Source organism: Sedimentimonas flavescens (assembly GCF_025154035.1).
Classification (GTDB): Bacteria; Pseudomonadota; Alphaproteobacteria; order Rhodobacterales; family Rhodobacteraceae; genus Rhodobacter; species Rhodobacter flavescens.
The window spans coordinates 264750-284391 of sequence record NZ_JAOALJ010000002.1 but is presented as its reverse complement, the minus strand read 5'-3'; the positions used below and the strand labels follow the sequence as shown (position 1 = coordinate 284391).

17 protein-coding genes are annotated in these 19642 nt (G+C 66.5%); 11 read left to right on the top strand and 6 right to left on the bottom strand.

Annotation, left to right across the window (positions count from 1 at the left end; genetic code table 11):
- Positions 1-91: 91 nt before the first annotated feature.
- Complete coding sequence (locus N3C64_RS04740; RefSeq protein ID WP_260012383.1) at positions 92-775, top strand: rhomboid family intramembrane serine protease; 684 nt, start codon at positions 92-94, stop codon at positions 773-775.
- Here N3C64_RS04740 and murJ read toward each other — a convergent pair whose 3' ends face one another.
- The 3 genes from murJ to N3C64_RS04725 all read right to left on the bottom strand — a co-directional run bounded on the left by murJ (position 776) and on the right by N3C64_RS04725 (position 6307).
- Entirely contained in the window at positions 776-2323 is a 1548-nt protein-coding gene (murJ, locus tag N3C64_RS04735) for a murein biosynthesis integral membrane protein MurJ (protein ID WP_260012379.1), read from the bottom strand.
- Complete coding sequence (locus N3C64_RS04730; protein WP_236021030.1) at positions 2323-5034, bottom strand: [protein-PII] uridylyltransferase; 2712 nt, start codon at positions 5032-5034, stop codon at positions 2323-2325. The genes murJ and N3C64_RS04730 overlap by 1 nt, the downstream gene beginning before the upstream one ends.
- A 100-nt stretch (positions 5035-5134) precedes the next feature.
- Complete coding sequence (locus N3C64_RS04725) at positions 5135-6307, bottom strand: penicillin-binding protein activator (protein WP_260012373.1); 1173 nt, start codon at positions 6305-6307, stop codon at positions 5135-5137.
- Between the two features lie 144 nt (positions 6308-6451).
- On the opposite strand from N3C64_RS04725, the gene rsmI reads away from it, so the two are divergent.
- Genes rsmI through gshB form a run of 3 tightly spaced genes read left to right on the top strand, consistent with a single transcriptional unit; the run spans position 6452 to position 8666 of the window.
- Positions 6452-7312, top strand: coding sequence for a 16S rRNA (cytidine(1402)-2'-O)-methyltransferase (gene rsmI / locus N3C64_RS04720; protein ID WP_260013084.1), 861 nt, complete (start codon positions 6452-6454; stop codon positions 7310-7312).
- Positions 7309-7665 (top strand): YraN family protein, encoded by a 357-nt coding sequence (locus tag N3C64_RS04715; protein WP_260012372.1) that lies wholly within the window; start codon positions 7309-7311, stop codon positions 7663-7665. The genes rsmI and N3C64_RS04715 overlap by 4 nt, the downstream gene beginning before the upstream one ends.
- 59 nt (positions 7666-7724) lie before the next feature.
- Positions 7725-8666: a glutathione synthase gene (gene gshB, locus N3C64_RS04710; RefSeq protein ID WP_260012371.1), complete on the top strand. Its 942-nt coding sequence runs from the start codon at positions 7725-7727 to the stop codon at positions 8664-8666.
- Here the strand turns inward: gshB and N3C64_RS04705 are convergent, their stop codons facing one another.
- Positions 8667-10172: a YifB family Mg chelatase-like AAA ATPase gene (locus N3C64_RS04705; protein ID WP_260012370.1), complete on the bottom strand. Its 1506-nt coding sequence runs from the start codon at positions 10170-10172 to the stop codon at positions 8667-8669.
- Positions 10173-10377: 205 nt separating this feature from the next.
- Here N3C64_RS04705 and N3C64_RS04700 point away from each other — a divergent pair, with 205 nt between their 5' ends.
- The 6 genes from N3C64_RS04700 (at position 10378) to N3C64_RS04675 (ending at position 16950) form a co-directional block, all read left to right on the top strand.
- Positions 10378-11256 carry an RNA polymerase factor sigma-32 gene (locus N3C64_RS04700; protein ID WP_260012368.1) on the top strand — a complete coding sequence of 293 codons (879 nt, stop codon included), beginning with the start codon at positions 10378-10380 and terminating at the stop codon, positions 11254-11256.
- On the top strand, positions 11253-12080 hold the full coding sequence (locus tag N3C64_RS04695) for a ChaN family lipoprotein (RefSeq protein ID WP_260012365.1): 828 nt from the start codon (positions 11253-11255) through the stop codon (positions 12078-12080). The genes N3C64_RS04700 and N3C64_RS04695 overlap by 4 nt, the downstream gene beginning before the upstream one ends.
- Before the next feature lie 61 nt (positions 12081-12141).
- Entirely contained in the window at positions 12142-13347 is a 1206-nt protein-coding gene (coaBC, locus tag N3C64_RS04690; RefSeq protein ID WP_260012363.1) for a bifunctional phosphopantothenoylcysteine decarboxylase/phosphopantothenate--cysteine ligase CoaBC, read from the top strand.
- 1 nt (position 13348) lies between these two features.
- Positions 13349-13819 (top strand): dUTP diphosphatase, encoded by a 471-nt coding sequence (gene dut, locus N3C64_RS04685; protein WP_260012360.1) that lies wholly within the window; start codon positions 13349-13351, stop codon positions 13817-13819.
- 3 nt (positions 13820-13822) lie between these two features.
- Positions 13823-14863, top strand: coding sequence for a HesA/MoeB/ThiF family protein (locus tag N3C64_RS04680; RefSeq protein WP_260012358.1), 1041 nt, complete (start codon positions 13823-13825; stop codon positions 14861-14863).
- Between the two features lie 68 nt (positions 14864-14931).
- Entirely contained in the window at positions 14932-16950 is a 2019-nt protein-coding gene (locus tag N3C64_RS04675) for a M3 family metallopeptidase (RefSeq protein WP_260012356.1), read from the top strand.
- 23 nt (positions 16951-16973) lie between these two features.
- Here N3C64_RS04675 and N3C64_RS04670 read toward each other — a convergent pair whose 3' ends face one another.
- Entirely contained in the window at positions 16974-17858 is an 885-nt protein-coding gene (locus N3C64_RS04670) for a cation diffusion facilitator family transporter (protein ID WP_218628632.1), read from the bottom strand.
- A 48-nt stretch (positions 17859-17906) separates the two neighbouring features.
- Positions 17907-18422: an SH3 domain-containing protein gene (locus tag N3C64_RS04665; protein ID WP_260012355.1), complete on the bottom strand. Its 516-nt coding sequence runs from the start codon at positions 18420-18422 to the stop codon at positions 17907-17909.
- A gap of 226 nt (positions 18423-18648) precedes the next feature.
- Between N3C64_RS04665 and N3C64_RS04660 the strand changes: the two genes are divergently transcribed.
- Positions 18649-19635 (top strand): 2-hydroxyacid dehydrogenase, encoded by a 987-nt coding sequence (locus N3C64_RS04660; RefSeq protein WP_218628630.1) that lies wholly within the window; start codon positions 18649-18651, stop codon positions 19633-19635.
- Positions 19636-19642 lie beyond the last annotated feature (7 nt).

Sequence of the window (19642 nt, the reverse complement as noted above, 5' to 3'; positions counted from 1 at the left end):
TCCTGCGGGCAGGCTGGAAAAACTCTTGCCGAGGGCTTATCGCTAAAGCGCGCGGGGCGTCAACCGGACCCCGTCGAAACGGAGCAGGCCAATGCGCGAAGGTTACGACGAACATCCCATAAACCCGCTGCCGCCGGTGGTCTGGCTGCTTGCCGCGCCAATCATACTGGGCGAGCTGGCCTTTGGCCTAGGCCAATCCGGCGTGTTGGGCCCATTGGCGGCGGGATGGCGCATGGATGCGCTGCAACGCTTCGCCTTCGATCCGGGCATCGCGCGCGCCATGGTCGAGCAGGGGGTCTACCCGCCGCATCACCTGATCCGCGTGGCCAGCTATGCCTTCGTACATGGCACGGTCACCCATGCGCTCATGGCGCTCGTGTTCATCCTCGCGCTTGGCAAGATGGTGGGTGAGGTCTTCTCGGGCCTCGCGGTGGCGACGGTGTTTCTGGGATCGGTGATCTTCGGGGCGCTGGTCTATGCGATGATGCCCTTCGCCGATGTCGCGATCTACGGGGCCTATCCCGGCGCCTACGGGCTGATCGGCGCCTTCACCTGGATCCTCTGGCTGCGTCTGGGGCAGACCAACTCGAACCGGGCGCGGGCGTTTTCGCTGATCGGCATGCTGATGGCGATCCAGCTGATCTTCGGTTTGATCTTCGGCGGGCGCCCAGACTGGGTCGCCGATCTGGCGGGCTTCGTGGCAGGCTTCGGGCTGAGCTTTGTCGTTGCGCCGGGCGGCTGGCGCCACACGCTCGCGATCATCCGGCGGCGCTGATCAGCCGCGCCGCCGCCGCAGGTTTCGCTTGAGATCGCCAGGGCTGTAGGCGCCAAGCAGCGCGCCTGCGCCGAAGTACACGACAATCCCCGCGCCGCAGAGCAGCGCCAGCGCCAACCAGCGCGCACCGCCCTTGGCCAGCATCGGCGCAAGCCCCTGCGCCGCCAGCCACAGCGTTACGCCCATCAGCGCCGAGGCGAGCGCGATGCGCCACAGCCGCGCCCAGAAACGCGCATCGGGACGGGCGGCCTCGCCCATGCTGCGCGCGCCCCACCACAGTTGGGCCAGCATGACCCAACCGGAAACCGTGGTGGCCAGCGCGGCGGCCATGAAGCCCATCACGGGCATCATCCCCACGGCAAAGCCCGCGTTCACGATCATCGAGGCAACGGCGTAATAGAACGGCCGCCGCGTATCCTCGCGGGCATAGAACAGCGGCTGCACCACTTTTTGCAGCACAAAAGCGGGCAGGCCCAGCCCATAGGCCGCCAGCGCGACCGAGGTCGCCCAGGTGTCCTGATCGGTCCAGACCCCGCGATCATAGAGCACCGAGATCAGCGGCTCGGCGATCACCACCAGCGCGACCGCGGCGGGCAGGGTCAGGAACAGCGCGAACTCGGCCCCGCGCGAAAAGCTCTCGCGCCCGGCGGCATCATCGCCCGCGCGCAGCTGCCGCGACAGGGTGGGCAGCAGCACCGTGCCGATGGCGATGCCCACGACCCCAAGCGGCAGTTGGTAAAGCCGGTCGGCATAGCTCAGCCAGGCCACGGCCCCTTCGGTGAACGAGGCCACCTGCCGCCCGACCAGCAGGTTGATCTGCACAACCCCGCCCGCCAGCACCGCAGGCCCGGCGATGATCAAAAGGCGCTTGAGTTCGGGCGTCATGCGCGGGCGGCCAGGCAGCAGCGTGTAGCCCAGCCGATGCGCCGAGAACCATGTCCAGCTGAACTGCGCGATCCCGGTCAGCGGCACCGTCCAGGCAAGCGTCAGGCCCATGTCCCAGCCGAAGACCGAAGCCAGCCACATCGCGGCGATGAACATCAGGTTCATCAGCACCGGCACCAGCGAGGCCTCGGTGAAACGACCGAACGCGTTTAGCACACCCGAGAGCAGCGCGACGAGCGAGATGAACAGGATGTAGGAAAACCCGATCTGGCCATAAAGCACCGCCAGATCAAAGCGCGCATCGCCTGCAAAACCCGCAGCCATCGCCCAGACGAGCCAGGGCATCGCCAAGGTTCCGATCAGGGTAGAGACCACCAGCACCGCAGACAGCCCCTTGAAGGCGTCGCGCGCAAAGCCCTGCGGATCGTCGCCCGCCTCCAGCCGCTTGGCGAACATCGGCACGAAGGCCATGTTGAAGGCCCCCTCGGCGAAGAAGCGGCGAAACATGTTGGGCAGCGAGAAGGCGACCATGAAGGCCTCGGCCACAGGGCCCGCGCCTAGATAGGCGGCCATCATCATGTCGCGCGCGAACCCCAGCAGGCGGCTTGCGAAGGTCCACAGGCCGACCGTCAGGAAACCGCGCACCAAGCGAACGGGCTGCATCAGTTTCCGGCCCTTTTGGCGCCCGACACGATCGCATCGCGCAGGCGCTTCTCAAGCGCCTCCTGCTTGCCCTTGGCGTGCAGCTTCAGGCCGAACATGTCCTTGACGTAGAATGTATCGACCACCTGCGCGCCATAGGTCGCGATCACTGCGCTGGCGATGTAGATATTCGAGGTCGCCAGCGCCCGCGTCAGGTCATAAAGCAGGCCGGGCCGGTCGCGGGTATCCACCTCGACGATGGTGTAGATATCCGAGCCCTCGTTGTCGAAAGTGATATGGGTCGGGAAGGTGAATTCGCGCTCGCGCTTCTTGATCTTGTCGCGATCCTTGAGCGCGTCGCGCGCCACGACCTCGCCCTTGAGCGTCTTGTCGATCATCTGGCGCAGACGCGGCAGGCGGGTGGACTCGTAAGGGTGCCCCTCGGAGTCCTGGATCCAGAAGACCGCCGTGGCATAGCCGTCCTTCGAGGTATAGGTGCGCGCATCCACGACGTTCGCCCCCACCAGTGCCAGCGCCCCGGCGAGACGTGAGAAGATGCCCGGATGGTCGGCCAGCGCGAAGGCCGCGCGCGTCGCATCATGGTCGGGGTCGGGGTGCAGGTCGATGCGAATCTCGTTGTCACCGAGTTCGCGCAGCAGCGTGGCGAAGGCCATATGCGTCTCGGTCGAGAGGCCCTGCCAGTAGGGATCGTAATGGCGCGCCGTCTCGGTGCGCAGCTCCTTGGCTTCCCAGTCGGCCAACGCCTCGCGCAGCGCGCGTTTGGCGTCGGTGGTGCGCTGCTCGCGGTTGATGGCCTCCATGCCATGCTCAAGCGCGCGCGCCGAGTCGGCGTAGAGCCTGCGCAGCAGCGTCGCCTTCCAGTTGTTCCACACGTTCGGGCCGACGCCGCGGATGTCGCATACGGTCAGTACCGTCAGCAGGTCGAGCCGCTTGCGCGTCTTCACCATCTTGGCGAAGTCGCGGATCGTGCGCGGGTCGGACAGGTCGCGCTTTTGCGCCACGTCGGACATCAGCAGGTGGTGGCGGATCAGCCATTCGACCGTCTCGCATTCCTCGGCATTCAGCCCCAGGCGCGGCGCCACGCGGCGCGCGATCTGCGCGCCAAGGATCGAGTGATCCTCGGGCCGGCCCTTGCCGATGTCATGCAGCAAAAGCGCGACGTAAAGGACGCGGCGGTTCACCCCTTCCTTGAGGATATGCGACGAGAGCGGCAGTTCTTCGATCAACTCCTCGCGCTCGATCTGCGCAAGAGTTGAGACCACCTGGATCGTGTGTTCGTCCACCGTGTAGCTGTGGTACATGTTGAACTGCATCATCGCCACGATCGGTTCGAACTCGGGGATGAAGGCCGACAGCACGCCGAGTTCGTTCATCCGCCGCAGCGCGCGCTCGGGGTTGCCGTGTTTCAGCAGCAGATCGAGGAAAATGCGCTGCGCCTCGCGGTTTTCGCGCAGCTCGTCGTCGATCAGATGCAGGTTCGCGCTGACGATACGCATCGCGTCGGGGTGAATCAGCATCCCGGTGCGCAGGCCCTCTTCGAAGACGCGCAACAGGTTCAGCCGGTCGGCCAGGAAGGCGCGCTTGTCGGCCACGTTGATGCGCCCGTTGTCATCGACGAAGGGCGCCTTGAGCGGGCGGCGACGGCGGAACAGCCGCTTGAGCACCGGCGGGCGCTTGACGTGCTGCGCCTCGAGCGCGGTCAGGAAGATGCGCGTGACTTCACCCACCTTGGTGGCGTGGCGGAAGTAATCCTGCATGAAGACCTCGACCGCGCGGCGCCCGGCGGTGTCGGAATAGCCCATGCGGCGCGCCACCTCGACCTGCATGTCGAAGGTCAGCTGGTCGGCCGCGCGCCCTGCGATCATGTGCAGATGGCAGCGAACCGCCCAGAGGTAATCCTCGGCGTCGCGGAAATGCTGGTATTCGTCGGCTGTGAAGACACCAAGCGGCACCAGGTCCGCCGCGCGGTTCACATGGTGGATATACTTTGCGATCCAGTAGAGCGTCTGCAAGTCGCGCAGCCCGCCCTTGCCCTCTTTCACGTTAGGTTCAAGCACGTAGCGCTGGCCGCCCTGGCGGCGGTGGCGTGCATCGCGCTCCTCCAGCTTGGCCTCGGTGAATTCGGCGCCCGTGCCGCGGAAGAGATCTGCGCGCAGCCGCTCGGTCAGCTCTTCTGCCAGCGCGGCGTCGCCGCCGAGGTAGCGCTGTTCCAGCATCGCGGTGCGTATGGTGTAATCCTCGCGCCCCAGCCGGACGCAATCCTCGATCGTGCGCGAGCTGTGGCCGACCTTCAGCTTGAGATCCCACAGCATGTAGAGCATCGACTCGATCACGCTTTCGGCCCAGGGGGTGATCTTCCAGGGCGTCAGGAACAGCAGATCGACGTCGGAGGCGGGGGCCATCTCGGCGCGGCCATAGCCCCCGACAGCCAGCACGGCCAGCTTCTCGGCATCGGTTGGATTGCCCAGTCGGTGCAGGCGGGTCGTCGCGACATGCAAGATGGCGTTCACCAGCCCGTCCGTCATGCGCGCGTAGTAGCGCATGGTGTCGCGCGCCGTCCGGGGATGAGTGGCAAAATCCTCCTCGATCCAGTGCGTCGCCTCGGTGCGGGCCTTTTGCAGGAACTGGACGGTAGCCGCGCGAACCGCGCGTTCGTCCGGCGCATCAACCAGAGTCTCATCAAGCTGATCGGCTAGCTCCGCATCGTTCAGGAGCAGGGGCGCCCCGGCCGGAGCCGGGGGGAAATAGTTCGTATCGTTCACGTGTTCGCCATGTCCTGCTGCGGGGCTTTGTTAAGAAGACAGCGCCGGGTCAGAGACCGGCGCCGCCGAAGGATCTTGGGGCGCCCTCGATCACAACGGTCTGGCCGTTGCGGATTTCGACCACCGAAAGCGCGCGTTCGTTCGTGCCATCGGGCAGCAGGCGGAAGATGCCGTTCACGCCGACAAACCCCGCGCCCTGCGTCAGGCCCGAACGGGTCAGCGCATCGGGGCGACCCGAACGCACCAGCGCGCCGATGGCCGCCACGCCGTCATAGGCAAGGCCCGCGATCGGATGCGGCGCAGAGCCATAGGTCGCCTGGTAACGGGATTGGAACTGCAGGTTCGGGCCCGGATCGGGCATGGCGAACCAGCCGCCTTGCAGGCCCGGAATCGACAGCGTCGCGTTCGGGATATCCCAACGGGTCAGGCCGATGAAGGTAGTCTGCTGCGCGCTGACGCCCTGATCGGGCAGCAATTGCGCCAGCATCGGCAGGGCACCCGCGGTATCGGCGGTCAGGAACAGCGCGTCCACATCGCCCGCCTTCACGCGGCTGGCGATGCCCGGCACGGCCGAGGCCACGCCCTGCTGCGAGAATGAATACGACGCCTTGCCCGCAAAGGTCGCCCCCGAGCGCGAGATCGCGTTCTGGATTGCCCGTGCGCCGACCTCACCCGCTGCCGTCTGGTCGTTCACGATCAGGATGCGCCGTTTGCCATGCGAGGCAGCGTAGCTGACAAGCCGATTGGCGGTATTCTGGAAGGTCTGGCCGAGAACGAAGACGTTACCACCCGCGATATCGGCGTTGTTCGAGAAGGACAGTACGTTCACGCTGCGGTTCGCGACCGCAAGGCCCACCGCATTGGCGGATTCGGCGAAGACCGGTCCAAGGATGATCTTGGCGCCCTCATCGACCGCCTTGTTGGCCATCTGCGCGGCCAGTGCGGGGCTGGCGCCCGTGTTGTAGACGCGCAGGTCAAGCTTGACGCCCTGCAGATCGGCGATCGCCAGCTGCGCAGCCTGCTGCAGGGAAAGCGCCAGCGTCTCATCTCCGGGCTGGCCCGAGCCACCCGGAACCAGTAGTGCTACCGGGACGGTTGCCGAGGTGTCGATGCGCTGCCCGGTGTTGCCGCCGCCCGGTTGGCACGCGGCCAGCCAAAGGGCTGACAGCACCACTCCGATTCGCAGCAAGGGGTTGCGGGCATTGCGTAAAATGGCGAACATGAAATCGTCCTCTGATCCGGGAGCAGGGGGTAAACACCGGCGAACCCTATGCTTTTCCCGAAGTGAAGTAAACTTTCCCGGCATACGAAAGGCGCAACGATGAGCGAATTGCACGGCACCGGCGAAACCCCGCCGGGCGGCACGATGGGACGTGGCGCGAAACCGCTTGCGCCGGGTCTCTATTTCCTCGCCACGCCCATCGGAACGGCGCGCGACATCACGCTGCGGGCGCTCGATATTCTGGCCTCGGCCGATGTGATCGCGGCCGAGGATACGCGCACCCTGCGCCATTTGATGGAGATCCACGGCATCGCGCTGAACCATCGCCCGCTGATCGCCTACCACGATCACAACGGCGCGCAGGTGCGCCCGCGGATCCTGCGCGCGCTGGAAGAGGGGCAGACGGTTGCCTATGCCTCGGAGGCGGGCACGCCGCTGGTCGCGGACCCCGGCTATCAGCTTGGCCGCGCCGCAATTGAGGCCGGGCACCCCGTCTTTGCCGCGCCGGGGCCTTCGGCGGTGCTGGCGGCGCTGACCGTGTCGGGGCTGCCCTCGGACCGCTTCCTGTTTGCAGGCTTCCCGCCCAATACCGGCAGCGCGCGGCGCAAGTGGCTCAAGGAATTCGCAGCGATCCCCGCGACGCTCGTGTTTTATGAATCGCCCAAACGCGTCGGCGACATGCTGCGCGACATGGTCGAGGTATTCGGCCCCGATCGGCAGGGCGCGGTGTGCCGCGAGCTGACCAAGCGTTTCGAAGAGGTCCGCCGCGACAGCCTTGGCGATCTGGCCGAGCAGTTTTCAGGCGATGCCCCGAAGGGCGAGATCGTCGTGCTGGTGGACCGGGTGCGCGGCTCGCAGGCCGGTCCCGAGGATATCGAGGCCGCGCTGCGCGAACGCCTTGACCGGATGAGCGTGAAGGACGCGGCCAGCGAGGTCGCCGAGGCGCTTGGCCTGCCGCGGCGCGATGTCTATCAGGCGGCGCTCAAGCTGGACCGGGAGGAATGAGCGGCGCGCAATCCTACCATGCGGGCGCCACCGCCGAAGATCAGGTGGCGCGCCACTACGAGGAGGCGGGTTTCGAGATCGTCGCACGGCGCTGGCGCGGGCGATATGGCGGCGAGGTCGATCTGATCGCACTGCGCGGGTCACTACTGGCCTTTGTCGAGGTCAAATTTTCGCGCACACATGCGGTGGCGGCGACGCATCTGCTGCCGCGCCAACTCGCGCGGATTTTCCGCTCGGCCGACGAATATCTGGCGCTTGGGCATATTCAGGCCGAGGAAAGCCGCTTCGATCTGGCGCTGGTGGACGCGCAGGGCCGCGTCGCAATCATCGAGAATGCCGCGCAGTCCGACTGAGCGCGGATTGCATCGGGCGAAACCTCAGGGCATCAAGGGGGCAACGAAAGGGGGCGGACATGGCCTTGAAAGTTGCAATCCAGATGGACCCGATCGGGCCCATCAATATCAACGCCGACAGCACCTTCCGCATCGCCGAAGAGGCACAGGCGCGCGGGCACTCGCTGTTCTACTACACGCCCGACAAGCTGACCTATCGCGAAGGCGGTGTGTACGCGCGCGGCTGGCCGCTGACCGTGCGCCGTGTGCAGGGCGATCACTTCACTTTGGGCGAAGAGACTGAGGTCGATCTGTCCACCTTCGACGTGGTCTGGCTGCGTCAGGACCCGCCCTTCGACATGGGCTATATCACCACGACCCATGTTCTCGAACGCATCCACCCAAAGACTCTGGTCGTGAACGACCCGTTCTGGGTGCGCAACTACCCCGAGAAGTTGCTGGTGCTGAACTTCCCCGAGCTCACGCCGCCCACGCTGATCGCCCGCGATCTGCAAATGATCCGTGATTTCAAGCACAGGCATGGCGACATCATCCTCAAGCCGCTTTACGGCAATGGTGGCGCGGGCGTGTTCCGGCTGGACCCGAACGACCGCAACCTCGCGTCGCTGCATGAGCTGTTCACCGGCATCAACCGCGAGCCGCTGATCGCGCAGAAATACGTGCCCGCCGTGGTCAAAGGCGACAAGCGCATCATCCTTGTTAACGGCGAGCCGGTGGGCGCGATCAACCGTGTGCCGGCCGAGGGCGAGACGCGCTCAAACATGCATGTCGGCGGGCGCCCCGAGAAGGTGGGCCTGACCGAGCGCGACCTTGAGATCTGCGCCGCCATCGGCCCGATCCTGCGCGAGAAGGGGCAGATCTTCGTCGGTATCGACGTGATCGGCGAATGGCTGACCGAGATCAACGTGACCTCGCCCACCGGCATTCAGGAGCTGGAGCGCTTCGACGGCGTTAATATCGCCGAGAAGATCTGGCAGGTGATCGAGGCCAAGCGCGCCTGATCAGGTGGCCGACAGGCGATAACTGATCGCCTCGGCCAGATGCGGGGCGCGCACCGCCTCCGATCCATCCAGATCGGCAATGGTGCGCGCCGTGCGCAAAAGGCGATGATAGGCGCGCGCCGAAAGCCCGAAGCGATCCGCCGCGCGGGTCAGCAGCGCGCGCCCTTCGGCATCGGGGGTGGCGATCTGTTCAAGGATCGCGCCATCGGCCTCGGCATTCACGCGCAGCTTGGGGTCATCGGCAAAGCGCGCGGCCTGCACCGCCCGCGCGCGGGCCACGCGCTCGGCCACGCTGGCCGAGCTTTCCCCCGCCGAGGGCAGATCGAGATCGGTGAACGACACCGCAGGCACTTCGATGCGCAGATCGAAGCGGTCCATCAGTGGCCCCGACACCCGGCCCAGATAATCGGCGCCGCAGTTCGGCGCCTTGGCACAGGCCCGCGCCGCATCGCCCAGATAGCCGCAACGGCAGGGGTTCGCGGCAGCGACCAGCAGGAAGCGGCAGGGGTAGCGGATATGGGCGTTGGCGCGGGCCACGACGACCTCGCCCGTCTCGATCGGCTGGCGCAGGGTTTCCAGTACGGCGCGGGGAAACTCGGGGAACTCATCCATGAAAAGGACGCCGTTATGGGCTAGGCTCACCTCGCCCGGCCGCGCGCCGCGCCCGCCGCCGATCATCGCAGCCATCGAGGCGGTATGGTGCGGCTCACGATAGGGGCGGGTGCGGGAAATGCCGCCCTCGCTCAGCAGCCCCGAAAGCGAATGGATCATCGAGGTTTCCAGCGCCTCGGCGGGACTGAGCGGCGGCAAGATCCCCGGCAGGCGCGCCGCCAGCATCGACTTCCCCGCGCCGGGCGGGCCGACCATCATCAGGTGATGGCGCCCGGCGGCGGCAATCTCAAGCGCGCGCTTGGCGCGTTCCTGTCCCTTCACGTCGCGTAGGTCGCGGGGCTGCGTTGCCGCGGCGACTTCGCCCGGAGTGGCGGGGGGCAAAGGTGAGGCCTGCGTCAAATGCCGGATCGCCTCGCCAAGTGAGGAGGGCGCGAACACCGACCCGGCGCCGACCCAGGCGGCCTCGGCGCCGCAGGACTTCGGGCAGATCAAGGCGCAATCCTGCGCGGCGGCGGTCATCGCCGCTGGCAGCGCGCCGGTGACCGCGATCAGCCGGCCGTCCAGCGACAGCTCGCCAATCGAGACGACGGTTTCGACCTCTTCGGGCGGCACGATGCCGGTCGCTGCCAGCACCGCCAGCGCCAGCGGCAGGTCGAAATGCGAACCCTCCTTGGGCAGGTCGGCGGGCGAGAGATTGATCGTGATCTTCTTCATCGGCAGCGCGATCGACAGCGCGGCCAGCGCCGCGCGCACCCGCTCGCGCGCCTCCGATACCGCCTTGTCGGGCAGGCCCACGATGGCAAAACCCGGCATCCCCGGCGCCAGCGCGCATTGCACCTCGACGAGCCGCGCTTCGACGCCCTCGAAGGCGACTGTATAGGTTTTGACCACCATGTGCCGCCCCCGGAACCCTTTCCAGCAGGGCTACCGGCTCATGGTTGATGAAAGGTTAACAAGGTGCGGCGGCCGAAACCTGCATTTCATCTGAACATTTTTTTGTGAGAATCATTCTAAAGTGCAAGACAACCCCGCCACCATTCCGCATAGTGTTAGCGCTGAGCACGCCAATTGTGGGTTGGGAGACCCCGGGAGACTGGCCATGGCACTCGAAGGAATGACCGATGAAAGCCTGCCGCGCGAGGCGATGCGCGCGGAGTATCTGGACGCCGAGACCGAGGCGAATCTGGCCCGTGCCTGGCGCGATCACCGCGACGAAGTCGCGCTGCACCGCCTGGTGATGGCCTATATGCGGCTGGCGATCTCGATGGCCTCCAAGTTCCGCCGCTACGGAGCCCCGATGAGCGATCTGATTCAGGAGGCGAGCCTTGGCCTGATGAAGGCTGCCGACAAGTTTGATCCCGATCGCGGGGTGCGTTTTTCGACCTATGCGGTGTGGTGGATCAAGGCCTCGATTCAGGAGTTCGTGATGCGCAACTGGTCGATGGTGCGGACGGGCTCGACTTCGTCGCAAAAGGCGCTGTTTTTCAACCTGCGCCGCGTTCAGGCCCAGGTCGAGCGCGAGGCAGATGCCGGGGGCGTTTCGCTCGATGGCGCGCAGATGCGCCTGCGCGTGGCCGAGCTGATCGGCGTGCCGCTGGCAGATGTCGAGATGATGGAGGGGCGGCTTGCCGGCGCCGACTTCTCGCTCAACACGCCGCAGTCGAGCGATGAGGAAGGCCGCGAATGGGTCGATGCGCTGGAGGATGAAACCGCCAGCCCCGAGGCCGATGTGGTCGATTCTCACGATGGCGCGCTGATGCGTGGCTGGCTGGGAGAGGCGATGGATCGCCTGACCGACCGGGAGCGGTATATCGTCACAGAGCGCCGCCTGATCGAAGAGCCGCGCACCCTTGAAAGCCTTGGGCAGGAACTGGGTTTGTCCAAGGAACGCGTCCGTCAGCTGGAGGCGCAGGCCTTTGGCAAGATGCGCAAAAGCCTTGAAACCCATGGTGAGGAAGTCGCAAGTTTCTTCGCATGAAGAAACTTGTTGCCCTGTTCGCCTGTCTGGCCCTCTCCCCCGCTTCGGCGGAGGAGATCGCGGCTGCCGATCTTCCCGCGCGCCTCAGTGCCGATCCGCCCGAGATCGCGGTCCTGGGCGAGGTGCATGATAACGCGGCCCATCACCTCAATCAGGCGGCGGCGGTCGCCGCGCTGCGCCCGCGCGCGCTGGTCTTCGAGATGCTGAGCCCCGATCAGGCCGCGCGTGTCACGCCCGATCTGCGCGCCGACCCGGTGGCACTTGGCAAGGCGCTTGGCTGGGAGGAGGCGGGTTGGCCCGATTTCGCCCTCTACGCGCCGATTTTCGCCGCCGCGCCCGATGCGCTGATCATCGGTGCCGCGCTCCCGCGAGACGAGGTCCGCCGGGCGATGTCCGAACCGCTTGATCGCGTCTTCGGTCCTGATGCGCCGCGCTATGGGCTGGACCAGGCCTATGCGCCGGAACTTCAGGCGCAGCTTGAGTCCGAGGCGCAGGCCGATCATTGCGATGCGCTGCCCCCCGAGATGCTGCCTGGCATGGTCGCGGCGCAGCGCCTGCGCGACGGGGCCTTTGCGCGCACCGCGCTGCGGGCGCTCAAGACCACCGGCGGGCCGGTCGCGGTGATCACCGGCACCGGGCACGCGCGCAATGACCGGGCCGTTCCCGCGATGATCGCACAGGCCAATCCGGGGGTGCGCGTGCGCAGCCTGGGCCAGCTTGAGGCCGAACCGGGCGAGAGCCTTTCCCCCGATCAACCCTATGACTGGTGGATCGTGACGCCGCCCGCGCCGCGCGAAGATCCCTGCGCTGCGTTCCGGCAATAGGCGCGGCGCTTGCGCCGAGCGCCCCCGCGACCTAAACCTGTCCCAAAGCGCGGAGGCGGGAATGCTGGCTGGCAAGCGAATTCTTCTGATCATCGGCGGCGGTATCGCGGCCATCAAGGTGCCCGAGCTGATCCGCAGCCTGCGGGCCGAGGGTGCCTCGGTCGTGCCGGTGCTGACCCGCGCGGGGGGCGAGTTCGTAACACCCCTCTCGATTGCGGCGCTGGCCGGGAACCCGGTGCATAGCGATCTGTTCGACCTGACGACCGAGGCCGAGATGGGGCATATCCAGCTGTCGCGCGCGGCCGATCTGGTGGTGGTTGCCCCGGCGACGGCAGATCTGATGGGCAAGATGGCGGGCGGGCTTGCGAATGACCTTGCCTCGACACTGCTGATGGCCACCGACAAGCCGGTGCTGATTGCGCCTGCGATGAATGTGCGCATGTGGGAACACCCCGCAACGCAGCGCAACCGCGCCACGCTTGCCGCCGATGGCGTCCGTTTTGTTGGGCCGAACGCGGGCGAGATGGCCTGTGGCGAGTTCGGTGAGGGGCGGATGTCGGAGCCCGACGAGATCCTCGGCGCGATCCGCGCGCTGCTGTCGGACGGGCCGCTGAGCGGGCGCCATGTGCTGGTGACCTCGGGCCCAACGCATGAGCCGATCGACCCGGTGCGCTATATCGCCAACCGCTCCTCGGGGGCGCAGGGGACGGCGCTTGCCGCGGCACTGCGCGATCTGGGCGCGCGGGTGACCTTCGTGACGGGGCCGGCAAGCGTGCCGCCTCCGCCCGGCGTTCAGGTGGTGCGCGTCGAGACCGCGCGCGAGATGCTGGAGGCCGTGCAAGCCGCGCTGCCCGCCGAGGCCGCAATCTTTGCCGCCGCCGTGGCCGACTGGCGCGTGGCCAATGCCACCGGTCAGAAGATGAAGAAGGATGGCTCGGGCCGCGCCCCCGCGCTGGAATTCGCCGAGAATCCCGACATTCTCGCCACCGTCTCGCAGATGGCAAAGGGGCGTCCGCGCCTTGTCGTGGGCTTTGCCGCCGAGACCCATGACGTCGAGGCCCATGCCAGCGCCAAGCGCGCCCGCAAGGGCTGCGACTGGATCGTGGCGAATGACGTCAGCCCCGCCACCGGCATCATGGGCGGCACCGAGAACGCCGTGATCATCCTCGATGCGCAGGGGGCCGAGCATTGGCCGCGCATGGGCAAGGACGCAGTCGCGCGCCAGCTTGCCACGCGCATCGCCACGGCCCTGACCGAGGGGGAATGACATGAGCGCACCGATCATCCGGGTATTGCACGAGGATTGGGCCGATCTGGCGATCGCGCTGCCCTCCTATGAAACCCACGGCGCCGCCGGCGCCGATATTCGCGCCAACCTGATGCCCGAGGATCGCGCGGCAGGATTCACCCTTTACCCGATGCAGCGCGCGATCATCCCGACAGGCCTTCGCGTCGAGATCCCCGAAGGGTTTGAGATGCAGATCCGGCCGCGCTCTGGCCTTGCCTTCAAACATGGCATCAGCCTGCCCAATACGCCCGGCACCATCGACAGTGATTATCGCGGCCCGCTTGGCGTGCTGCTGATCAACCTCGGGGCCGAGCCCTATGTCGTCCAGCATGGCGAGCGCATCGCGCAGGCCGTCATCGCCCCGGTCGTTCAGGCCCGCTACGAGGTGGTGGGGGCGCTTGGCGATACCGTGCGGGGGCAGGGCGGGTTCGGCTCGACCGGCAAGGGCTGAGATATGATCGGGCTTTGGCTTCTGGTCGGTGTGGTGGCGCTTGGGCTCGTGCTGCGGGCGCCGGGGCGGCTGATCGTGCTGATGCTGGGTATCCTCTGGGGCGCCTTTACGCTTGCGTATCTGGCGCTGCCGGGCGGGCATCCGTTGCGCATGGCCGTAGGTGGCAGCCTGGCCGCCTGGCTTGGGCTTGGCGGAGTGGCCGCAGTGGTGCTGGCCTATGCCTGGGGCTTGCGGCGGCTGAAGGCCCGCGCCCGTCCCATTGCACCCGAGACCACCACTCCCAAGAGCAGCTTCGCCGAGGCCGAGCTTGACCGCTACGCGCGCCACATCATGCTGCGCGAGATCGGCGGCCCCGGACAGAAGAAGCTGCGCAATGCCAAGGTTCTGGTTGTCGGGGCAGGGGGGCTTGGCTCGCCGGTGCTGCTCTACCTTGCTGCGGCGGGGGTGGGCACGATTGGCGTGGTCGATGATGACGAGGTTTCGAACTCGAACCTGCAGCGGCAGGTGATCCATCGCGACGCCGATATCGGCAAGCCCAAGGTATTCTCCGCACAGGCGGCGATGCAGGCGCTCAACCCGTTCATCGAGGTGCGGCCCTATAACCGCCGCCTGAGCGAAGGGGACGCCGCTGAACTGATCGCCGACTATGACCTTGTGCTGGACGGGACGGATAATTTCGACACGCGCTATTTGGTCAATGCGGCCTGTGTGGCGGCGGGCAAGCCGCTGATCTCGGGCGCGATTGCGCAATGGGAAGGGCAATTGTCGCTCTATGACCCGGCGCGTGACGCACCGTGCTATGCCTGCGTCTTTCCGCAGGCCCCGGCGCCCGGTCTTGCGCCCTCTTGCGCCGAAGCCGGGGTGGTCGGCGCGCTGCCGGGCGTCGTGGGCGCGATGATGGCCGCCGAGGCCATCAAGGAGATCGCCGGCGCGGGCGCCAGCGCGCGCGGTCGGCTGATGATCTATGATGCGCTCTGGGGTGAAAACCGGCAGATCGGTGTGAAACGGCGCGGGGATTGCGCAGTTTGCGGCGCGCGGCACTAGGCCCGGCGCGGCCCCCCCTTCCTATTCCCCGCACGGCACCCTAGCTTGTGCCCAAAGGAGATCTTGCGATGACCAATCCGCTTTTGTCCGACTGGACCGGCCCTTTCTCGCTTCCGCCCTTCGGCGCGCTGCAAGACGATGATTTTGCGCCCGCCTTCGAGGCCGCGCTGACCGAGGCCCGCGCCAATATCCGCGCGATCTCGGACAACCCGGAGGCCCCCAGTTTCGCCAACACGATCGAGGCGATGGAGGGTGCCGAGGCGCTGCTCGACCGGGTCGCGGGTGTGTTCTACAACCTCTCCGGGGCCGACAGCACGCCCGCGCGCGAGGCGCTGATGCGCGATCTGGCGCCGAAAATGGCGGCGTTCTCCTCGGAAGTAACGATGAACCGGGCGCTGTTTGAGCGCATCGACACGCTCTGGCAGGGGCGCGAGGGGCTGGGGCTGGCGCCCGAGCAGGCTCGCGTGCTGGAGCTGTATCACCAGATGTTCGTGCGTGCCGGGGCCGCGCTGGATGGCGAAGCCGCCAACCGCATGGCCGCGATCAAGGAGCGGCTTGCGGTGCTCTCCACCGCTTTCAGCCAGAACCTTCTGGCCGATGAGCGTGACTGGTTCCGCCCGCTCAGCGAAGCGGATCTTGAGGGCCTGCCCGAATTCGTTGTGGCCGCCGCCCATGCTGCCGGGCAAGAGCGGGGGCAGGATGGCCCGGTGCTGACGCTCAATCGCTCGCTGATCGTGCCCTTCCTGCAATTCTCGCCCCGCCGCGATCTGCGCGAGATCGCCTATGAGGCCTGGGTCGCGCGCGGCGCCAACGGCGGCGAGACCGACAACCGTGAGAATGCCGCCGAGATCCTGCGTCTGCGCGAGGAACGCGCGCATCTTCTGGGCTTCGCGAATTTCGCCGCATTCAAGCTCGATACCGAGATGGCGAAGACGCCCGATCAGGTGCGCGATCTGCTGATGCGGGTCTGGACGCCCGCCAAGGCCAAGGCCGAGGCCGATGCCGCCACGCTGACCGCGATGATGCATGCCGATGGGATCAACGGCGATCTGGAGGCCTGGGACTGGCGCTATTATTCCGAAAAGCGCCGCGTGGCCGAACATGATTTCGACGAGGCCGCGCTCAAGCCCTATCTGTCGCTCGATGCGATGATCGGCGCGGCCTTCGACACGGCAAGCCGCCTCTTTGGGCTGGAGTTCCGCGAGATCGACGGGCCGTTCTACCACCCCGATGTGCGCGGCTGGGAGGTCACCCGCAAGGGCAAGCATGTCGCGGTCTTCCTGGGCGACTACTTCGCGCGGGCCTCGAAGCGTTCGGGGGCCTGGTGTTCGGCCATGCGCAGCCAGAAGAAGCTGGGCGGAGAGACCGCGCCCATCGTCGTCAACGTGTGCAATTTCACCAAGGGCGCGCCCGCGCTGCTCAGCTACGATGATGCGCGCACGCTGTTCCACGAGTTTGGCCATGCGCTGCACCAGATGCTGTCGGATGTGACCTATCAGCTCATCTCGGGCACCTCGGTTGCGCGCGATTTCGTCGAACTGCCGAGCCAGCTGTATGAGCATTGGCTTGAGGTTCCCGCCGTTCTCGAAAAGCACGCGCGGCACTGGAAGACCGGCGAGCCGATGCCGAAGGCGCTGCTCGACAAGCTGCTGGCGGCCTCGACCTACGATCAGGGCTTTGCGACGGTGGAATACGTGGCCTCGGCGCTGGTCGATCTGGAGTTCCACGACGGCCCGGCGCCCACCGATCCGATGGCCAAACAGGACGAGGTTCTGGCCGCGATCGGCCTGCCCAAGGCGATCCGCATGCGTCATGCCACGCCGCATTTCGCCCATGTCTTCTCGGGTGACGGCTACTCGGCGGGCTATTACAGCTACATGTGGTCCGAGGTGATGGATGCCGACGCCTTCGCGGCCTTCGAGGAAGCAGGCGACGTGTTCGACCCGGTTACCGCCGACCGGCTTGAGCAGTTCATCCTGTCGGCGGGCGGCTCGCGCCCGGCGGATGAGCTGTATCTGGAGTTTCGCGGCAAGATGCCGGGGGTCGAGGCGCTGCTGAAGGGCCGTGGCCTGCTGGAACCGGCCTGAGTGTCGGGGGCTTCGGCCCCCGTCTAGCCGCGCCAGACGTCCTTGTGGATGATGACCTCGGCCTGCGGATAGGCCTCGATGATCGTGCGCTTGAGGCTGGCGGCGATCTCATGCGCGGCATCAAGCGACTGCGCGCCATCGAGTTCGATATGCAGTTGCACGAAAATCTTGGCGCCTGCGGTGCGGGTCTTGAGGTCATGAAAGCCCATCACGCCCGGCCAGGTCCGGGCGATCCCGGCGATACGGTCGATGATCTCTTGCGGGGCGGCGCGGTCCATCAGGGCGTGCCAGGCGGAAACGCCGATCTGCCCGGCGCCGCGCAGCATGATTGCCGCTGCGATCAGCGCGACAATGCTGTCCACCTTCGCCCAACCGAAGCGCGACGACAGCCACAGCGCCAGGATCGCGCCGATCGTGGGCAGCAGATCGCCCACGTAATGCAGCATGTCGGCGGCAACGACCTTGTTTCCGGTCTTGCGCGCCACGCGGGCCTGCCAGGCGACCAGCCCCAGCGTCAGCGTCGCGGACAGCGCCATGACCAGGATGCCCGCCCCTTCGGCCGCCAGCGCCTGTGGCTCTTGTGAAAGCAGCCGCCCGCCCGCCGCAATGGCAATGGCGATAGCCGAGACGCTGACGAACAGCGCCTGCCCAAGCGAGGCCAGATCTTCGACAGAGGAATGGCCGAAGGCGTGATCGTCATCGGCCGGCCGCGCGGCATAGATGATCGCCCCCAGGCCCGCGCCCGAGATCAGCAGATCCATCGCGGAATCGGCCAGCGAAGCGGCGATCGACAGTGCCCCCGTTGCCCAAAGCGCCCAGAGCTTCATGCCCACCAGAACAACCGCCACCGAGACCGAGGCAAGCCCCGCGGACAGGTTCAGCCGTGTCTGAGCGTCGTTATAGGACATTGTCTGTATCCGGGGCAGTCCCGGCTCCGCCTGAGGTCTGCGGTTCGGTTAGTCGCGCAACTCATCCGGGGCAACCCCCCAAATCGCGGTCTTGGGCACCCAGCCATCGGCATTCTCGGCGCTGATCTCGCACCAGTTGCGATTGCAGTCGCCAAGCCGCGCGATGGCGCCTGCCTCGGCCCGCGCCACGACCGCAGATTTCTCGTCGGGGCGGGCGTGCAGGTTGGTCTGATCTTCCTCGACGATGACAGAGCGCACGCCCGACAGCAGCGAATAGTGGATCCAGCCGCCCGCGCCATCGCGATCTTCGACGCGGCGCCAGTTGCTGAATTCGGCGGTAACGCGCAGCGGCATCCCTTCATGGGTGAAGACCCAGTCGATGCGGTGGCCAAGCGAGGGGCCGCGCCGGGCGTTGCCCTCGGAGCTTTTCAGCGAGACGAAGCGCGGAACCGGCAGGTTGGTCACCGGACCGCGTCCGTTCTGGTTCGCGACAGCCTGTGCCACGGCCAGCGCGTCAGGGGGCGTTTCGTCCTCTTCCTGCGCTGCGACCGGCCCGGTCGTCATCAGGGAAACCAACACCAAGCCGTAAAAGCTTCTTCTCCAGATCGCCTGCATTTCCGTTCCGCCCAAAAAGCACGCCGTCAGGCGTCCTGAAAAATCGCCCGCGCAAGAAAATTGCGCTAACACGATAAAAAACGCCATTTCTGCTCTCTCGAGGCCTTGTGTCTCGCCCCGTTGGAGGTCACTTTGCACCCAAGCACAGGCGTTTGGAAGAGAGAGGAGCCCAACCATGCCCGCACCGCGGCTGAGTGTTGTCGTGACGCGACGGTTGCCCGAGGTCGTCGAGACCCGGATGAAAGAGTTGTTCGATGTCGAGCTGCGTGAGGACGACACGCCGATGGCCCGCGAAGAGCTGGTCGAGGCGATGACCCGCGCGGATGTTCTCGTGCCGACGCTGACCGATCATATTGATGCCAACATGCTTGCGCGCGCCGGAGAACGGCTGCGCCTGATCGCCAACTTTGGAGCGGGCGTGGACCATATCGACGTCGCCTCGGCGCGCCAGCGCGGGGTTCTGGTGTCCAACACGCCCGGCGTGGTGACCGAAGACACCGCCGATATGGTGATGGCGCTGATGCTGGGCGTGACCCGCCGCATCCCCGAGGGGCTGGCCGTAATGCAGGCCGGCGAATGGGCTGGCTGGTCGCCCACCGCCTTCCTGGGCGGGCGCATCGGCGGCAAGCGTCTTGGTATCCTGGGGATGGGGCGAATCGGTCAGGCCGTTGCCCGCCGCGCCAAGGCTTTCGGGATGCAGATCCACTATCACAACCGCCGCCGCCTGCGCCCCGAGATTGAGGAGGAGCTGGAGGCAACCTACTGGGACAGCATCGATCAGATGGTTGCCCGGATGGACGTGATCTCGGTCAACTGCCCGCATACGCCCTCGACCTTCCACCTGCTCAACGCGCGGCGTCTGAAGATGCTCAAGCCCACGGCGGTGGTGGTGAACACCTCGCGTGGCGAGGTCATCGACGAAAACGCGCTGGTGCGCGGCCTGAAGGCGGGCGAGATCGCCGGGGCGGGCCTTGATGTGTTCGAGCATGGCTCCGAGATGAACCCCGACCTGCGCACGCTGCCCAATGTCGTGCTGCTGCCGCACATGGGTTCGGCCACGGTTGAAGGCCGCGCCGAGATGGGCGAGAAGGTGATCGTGAACATCAAGACCTTCGCGGACGGCCACCGTCCGCCGGATCTGGTGGTACCCGGGATGATCTGACGCGAAG

Bases quoted from the DNA above. Each gene is read 5' to 3' on its own strand.
- N3C64_RS04740 (WP_260012383.1), top strand. From the start codon at position 92: ATGCGCGAAGGTTACGACGAACATCCCATAAACCCGCTGCCGCCGGTG.
- murJ (WP_260012379.1), bottom strand. From the start codon at position 2,323: ATGCAGCCCGTTCGCTTGGTGCGCGGTTTCCTGACGGTCGGCCTGTGG.
- N3C64_RS04725 (WP_260012373.1), bottom strand. From the start codon at position 6,307: ATGTTCGCCATTTTACGCAATGCCCGCAACCCCTTGCTGCGAATCGGA.
- rsmI (WP_260013084.1), top strand. From the start codon at position 6,452: ATGGGACGTGGCGCGAAACCGCTTGCGCCGGGTCTCTATTTCCTCGCC.
- N3C64_RS04715 (WP_260012372.1), top strand. From the start codon at position 7,309: ATGAGCGGCGCGCAATCCTACCATGCGGGCGCCACCGCCGAAGATCAG.
- gshB (WP_260012371.1), top strand. From the start codon at position 7,725: ATGGCCTTGAAAGTTGCAATCCAGATGGACCCGATCGGGCCCATCAAT.
- N3C64_RS04705 (WP_260012370.1), bottom strand. From the start codon at position 10,172: ATGGTGGTCAAAACCTATACAGTCGCCTTCGAGGGCGTCGAAGCGCGG.
- N3C64_RS04700 (WP_260012368.1), top strand. From the start codon at position 10,378: ATGGCACTCGAAGGAATGACCGATGAAAGCCTGCCGCGCGAGGCGATG.
- N3C64_RS04695 (WP_260012365.1), top strand. From the start codon at position 11,253: ATGAAGAAACTTGTTGCCCTGTTCGCCTGTCTGGCCCTCTCCCCCGCT.
- coaBC (WP_260012363.1), top strand. From the start codon at position 12,142: ATGCTGGCTGGCAAGCGAATTCTTCTGATCATCGGCGGCGGTATCGCG.
- dut (WP_260012360.1), top strand. From the start codon at position 13,349: ATGAGCGCACCGATCATCCGGGTATTGCACGAGGATTGGGCCGATCTG.
- N3C64_RS04680 (WP_260012358.1), top strand. From the start codon at position 13,823: ATGATCGGGCTTTGGCTTCTGGTCGGTGTGGTGGCGCTTGGGCTCGTG.
- N3C64_RS04675 (WP_260012356.1), top strand. From the start codon at position 14,932: ATGACCAATCCGCTTTTGTCCGACTGGACCGGCCCTTTCTCGCTTCCG.
- N3C64_RS04670 (WP_218628632.1), bottom strand. From the start codon at position 17,858: ATGTCCTATAACGACGCTCAGACACGGCTGAACCTGTCCGCGGGGCTT.
- N3C64_RS04665 (WP_260012355.1), bottom strand. From the start codon at position 18,422: ATGACGACCGGGCCGGTCGCAGCGCAGGAAGAGGACGAAACGCCCCCT.
- N3C64_RS04660 (WP_218628630.1), top strand. From the start codon at position 18,649: ATGCCCGCACCGCGGCTGAGTGTTGTCGTGACGCGACGGTTGCCCGAG.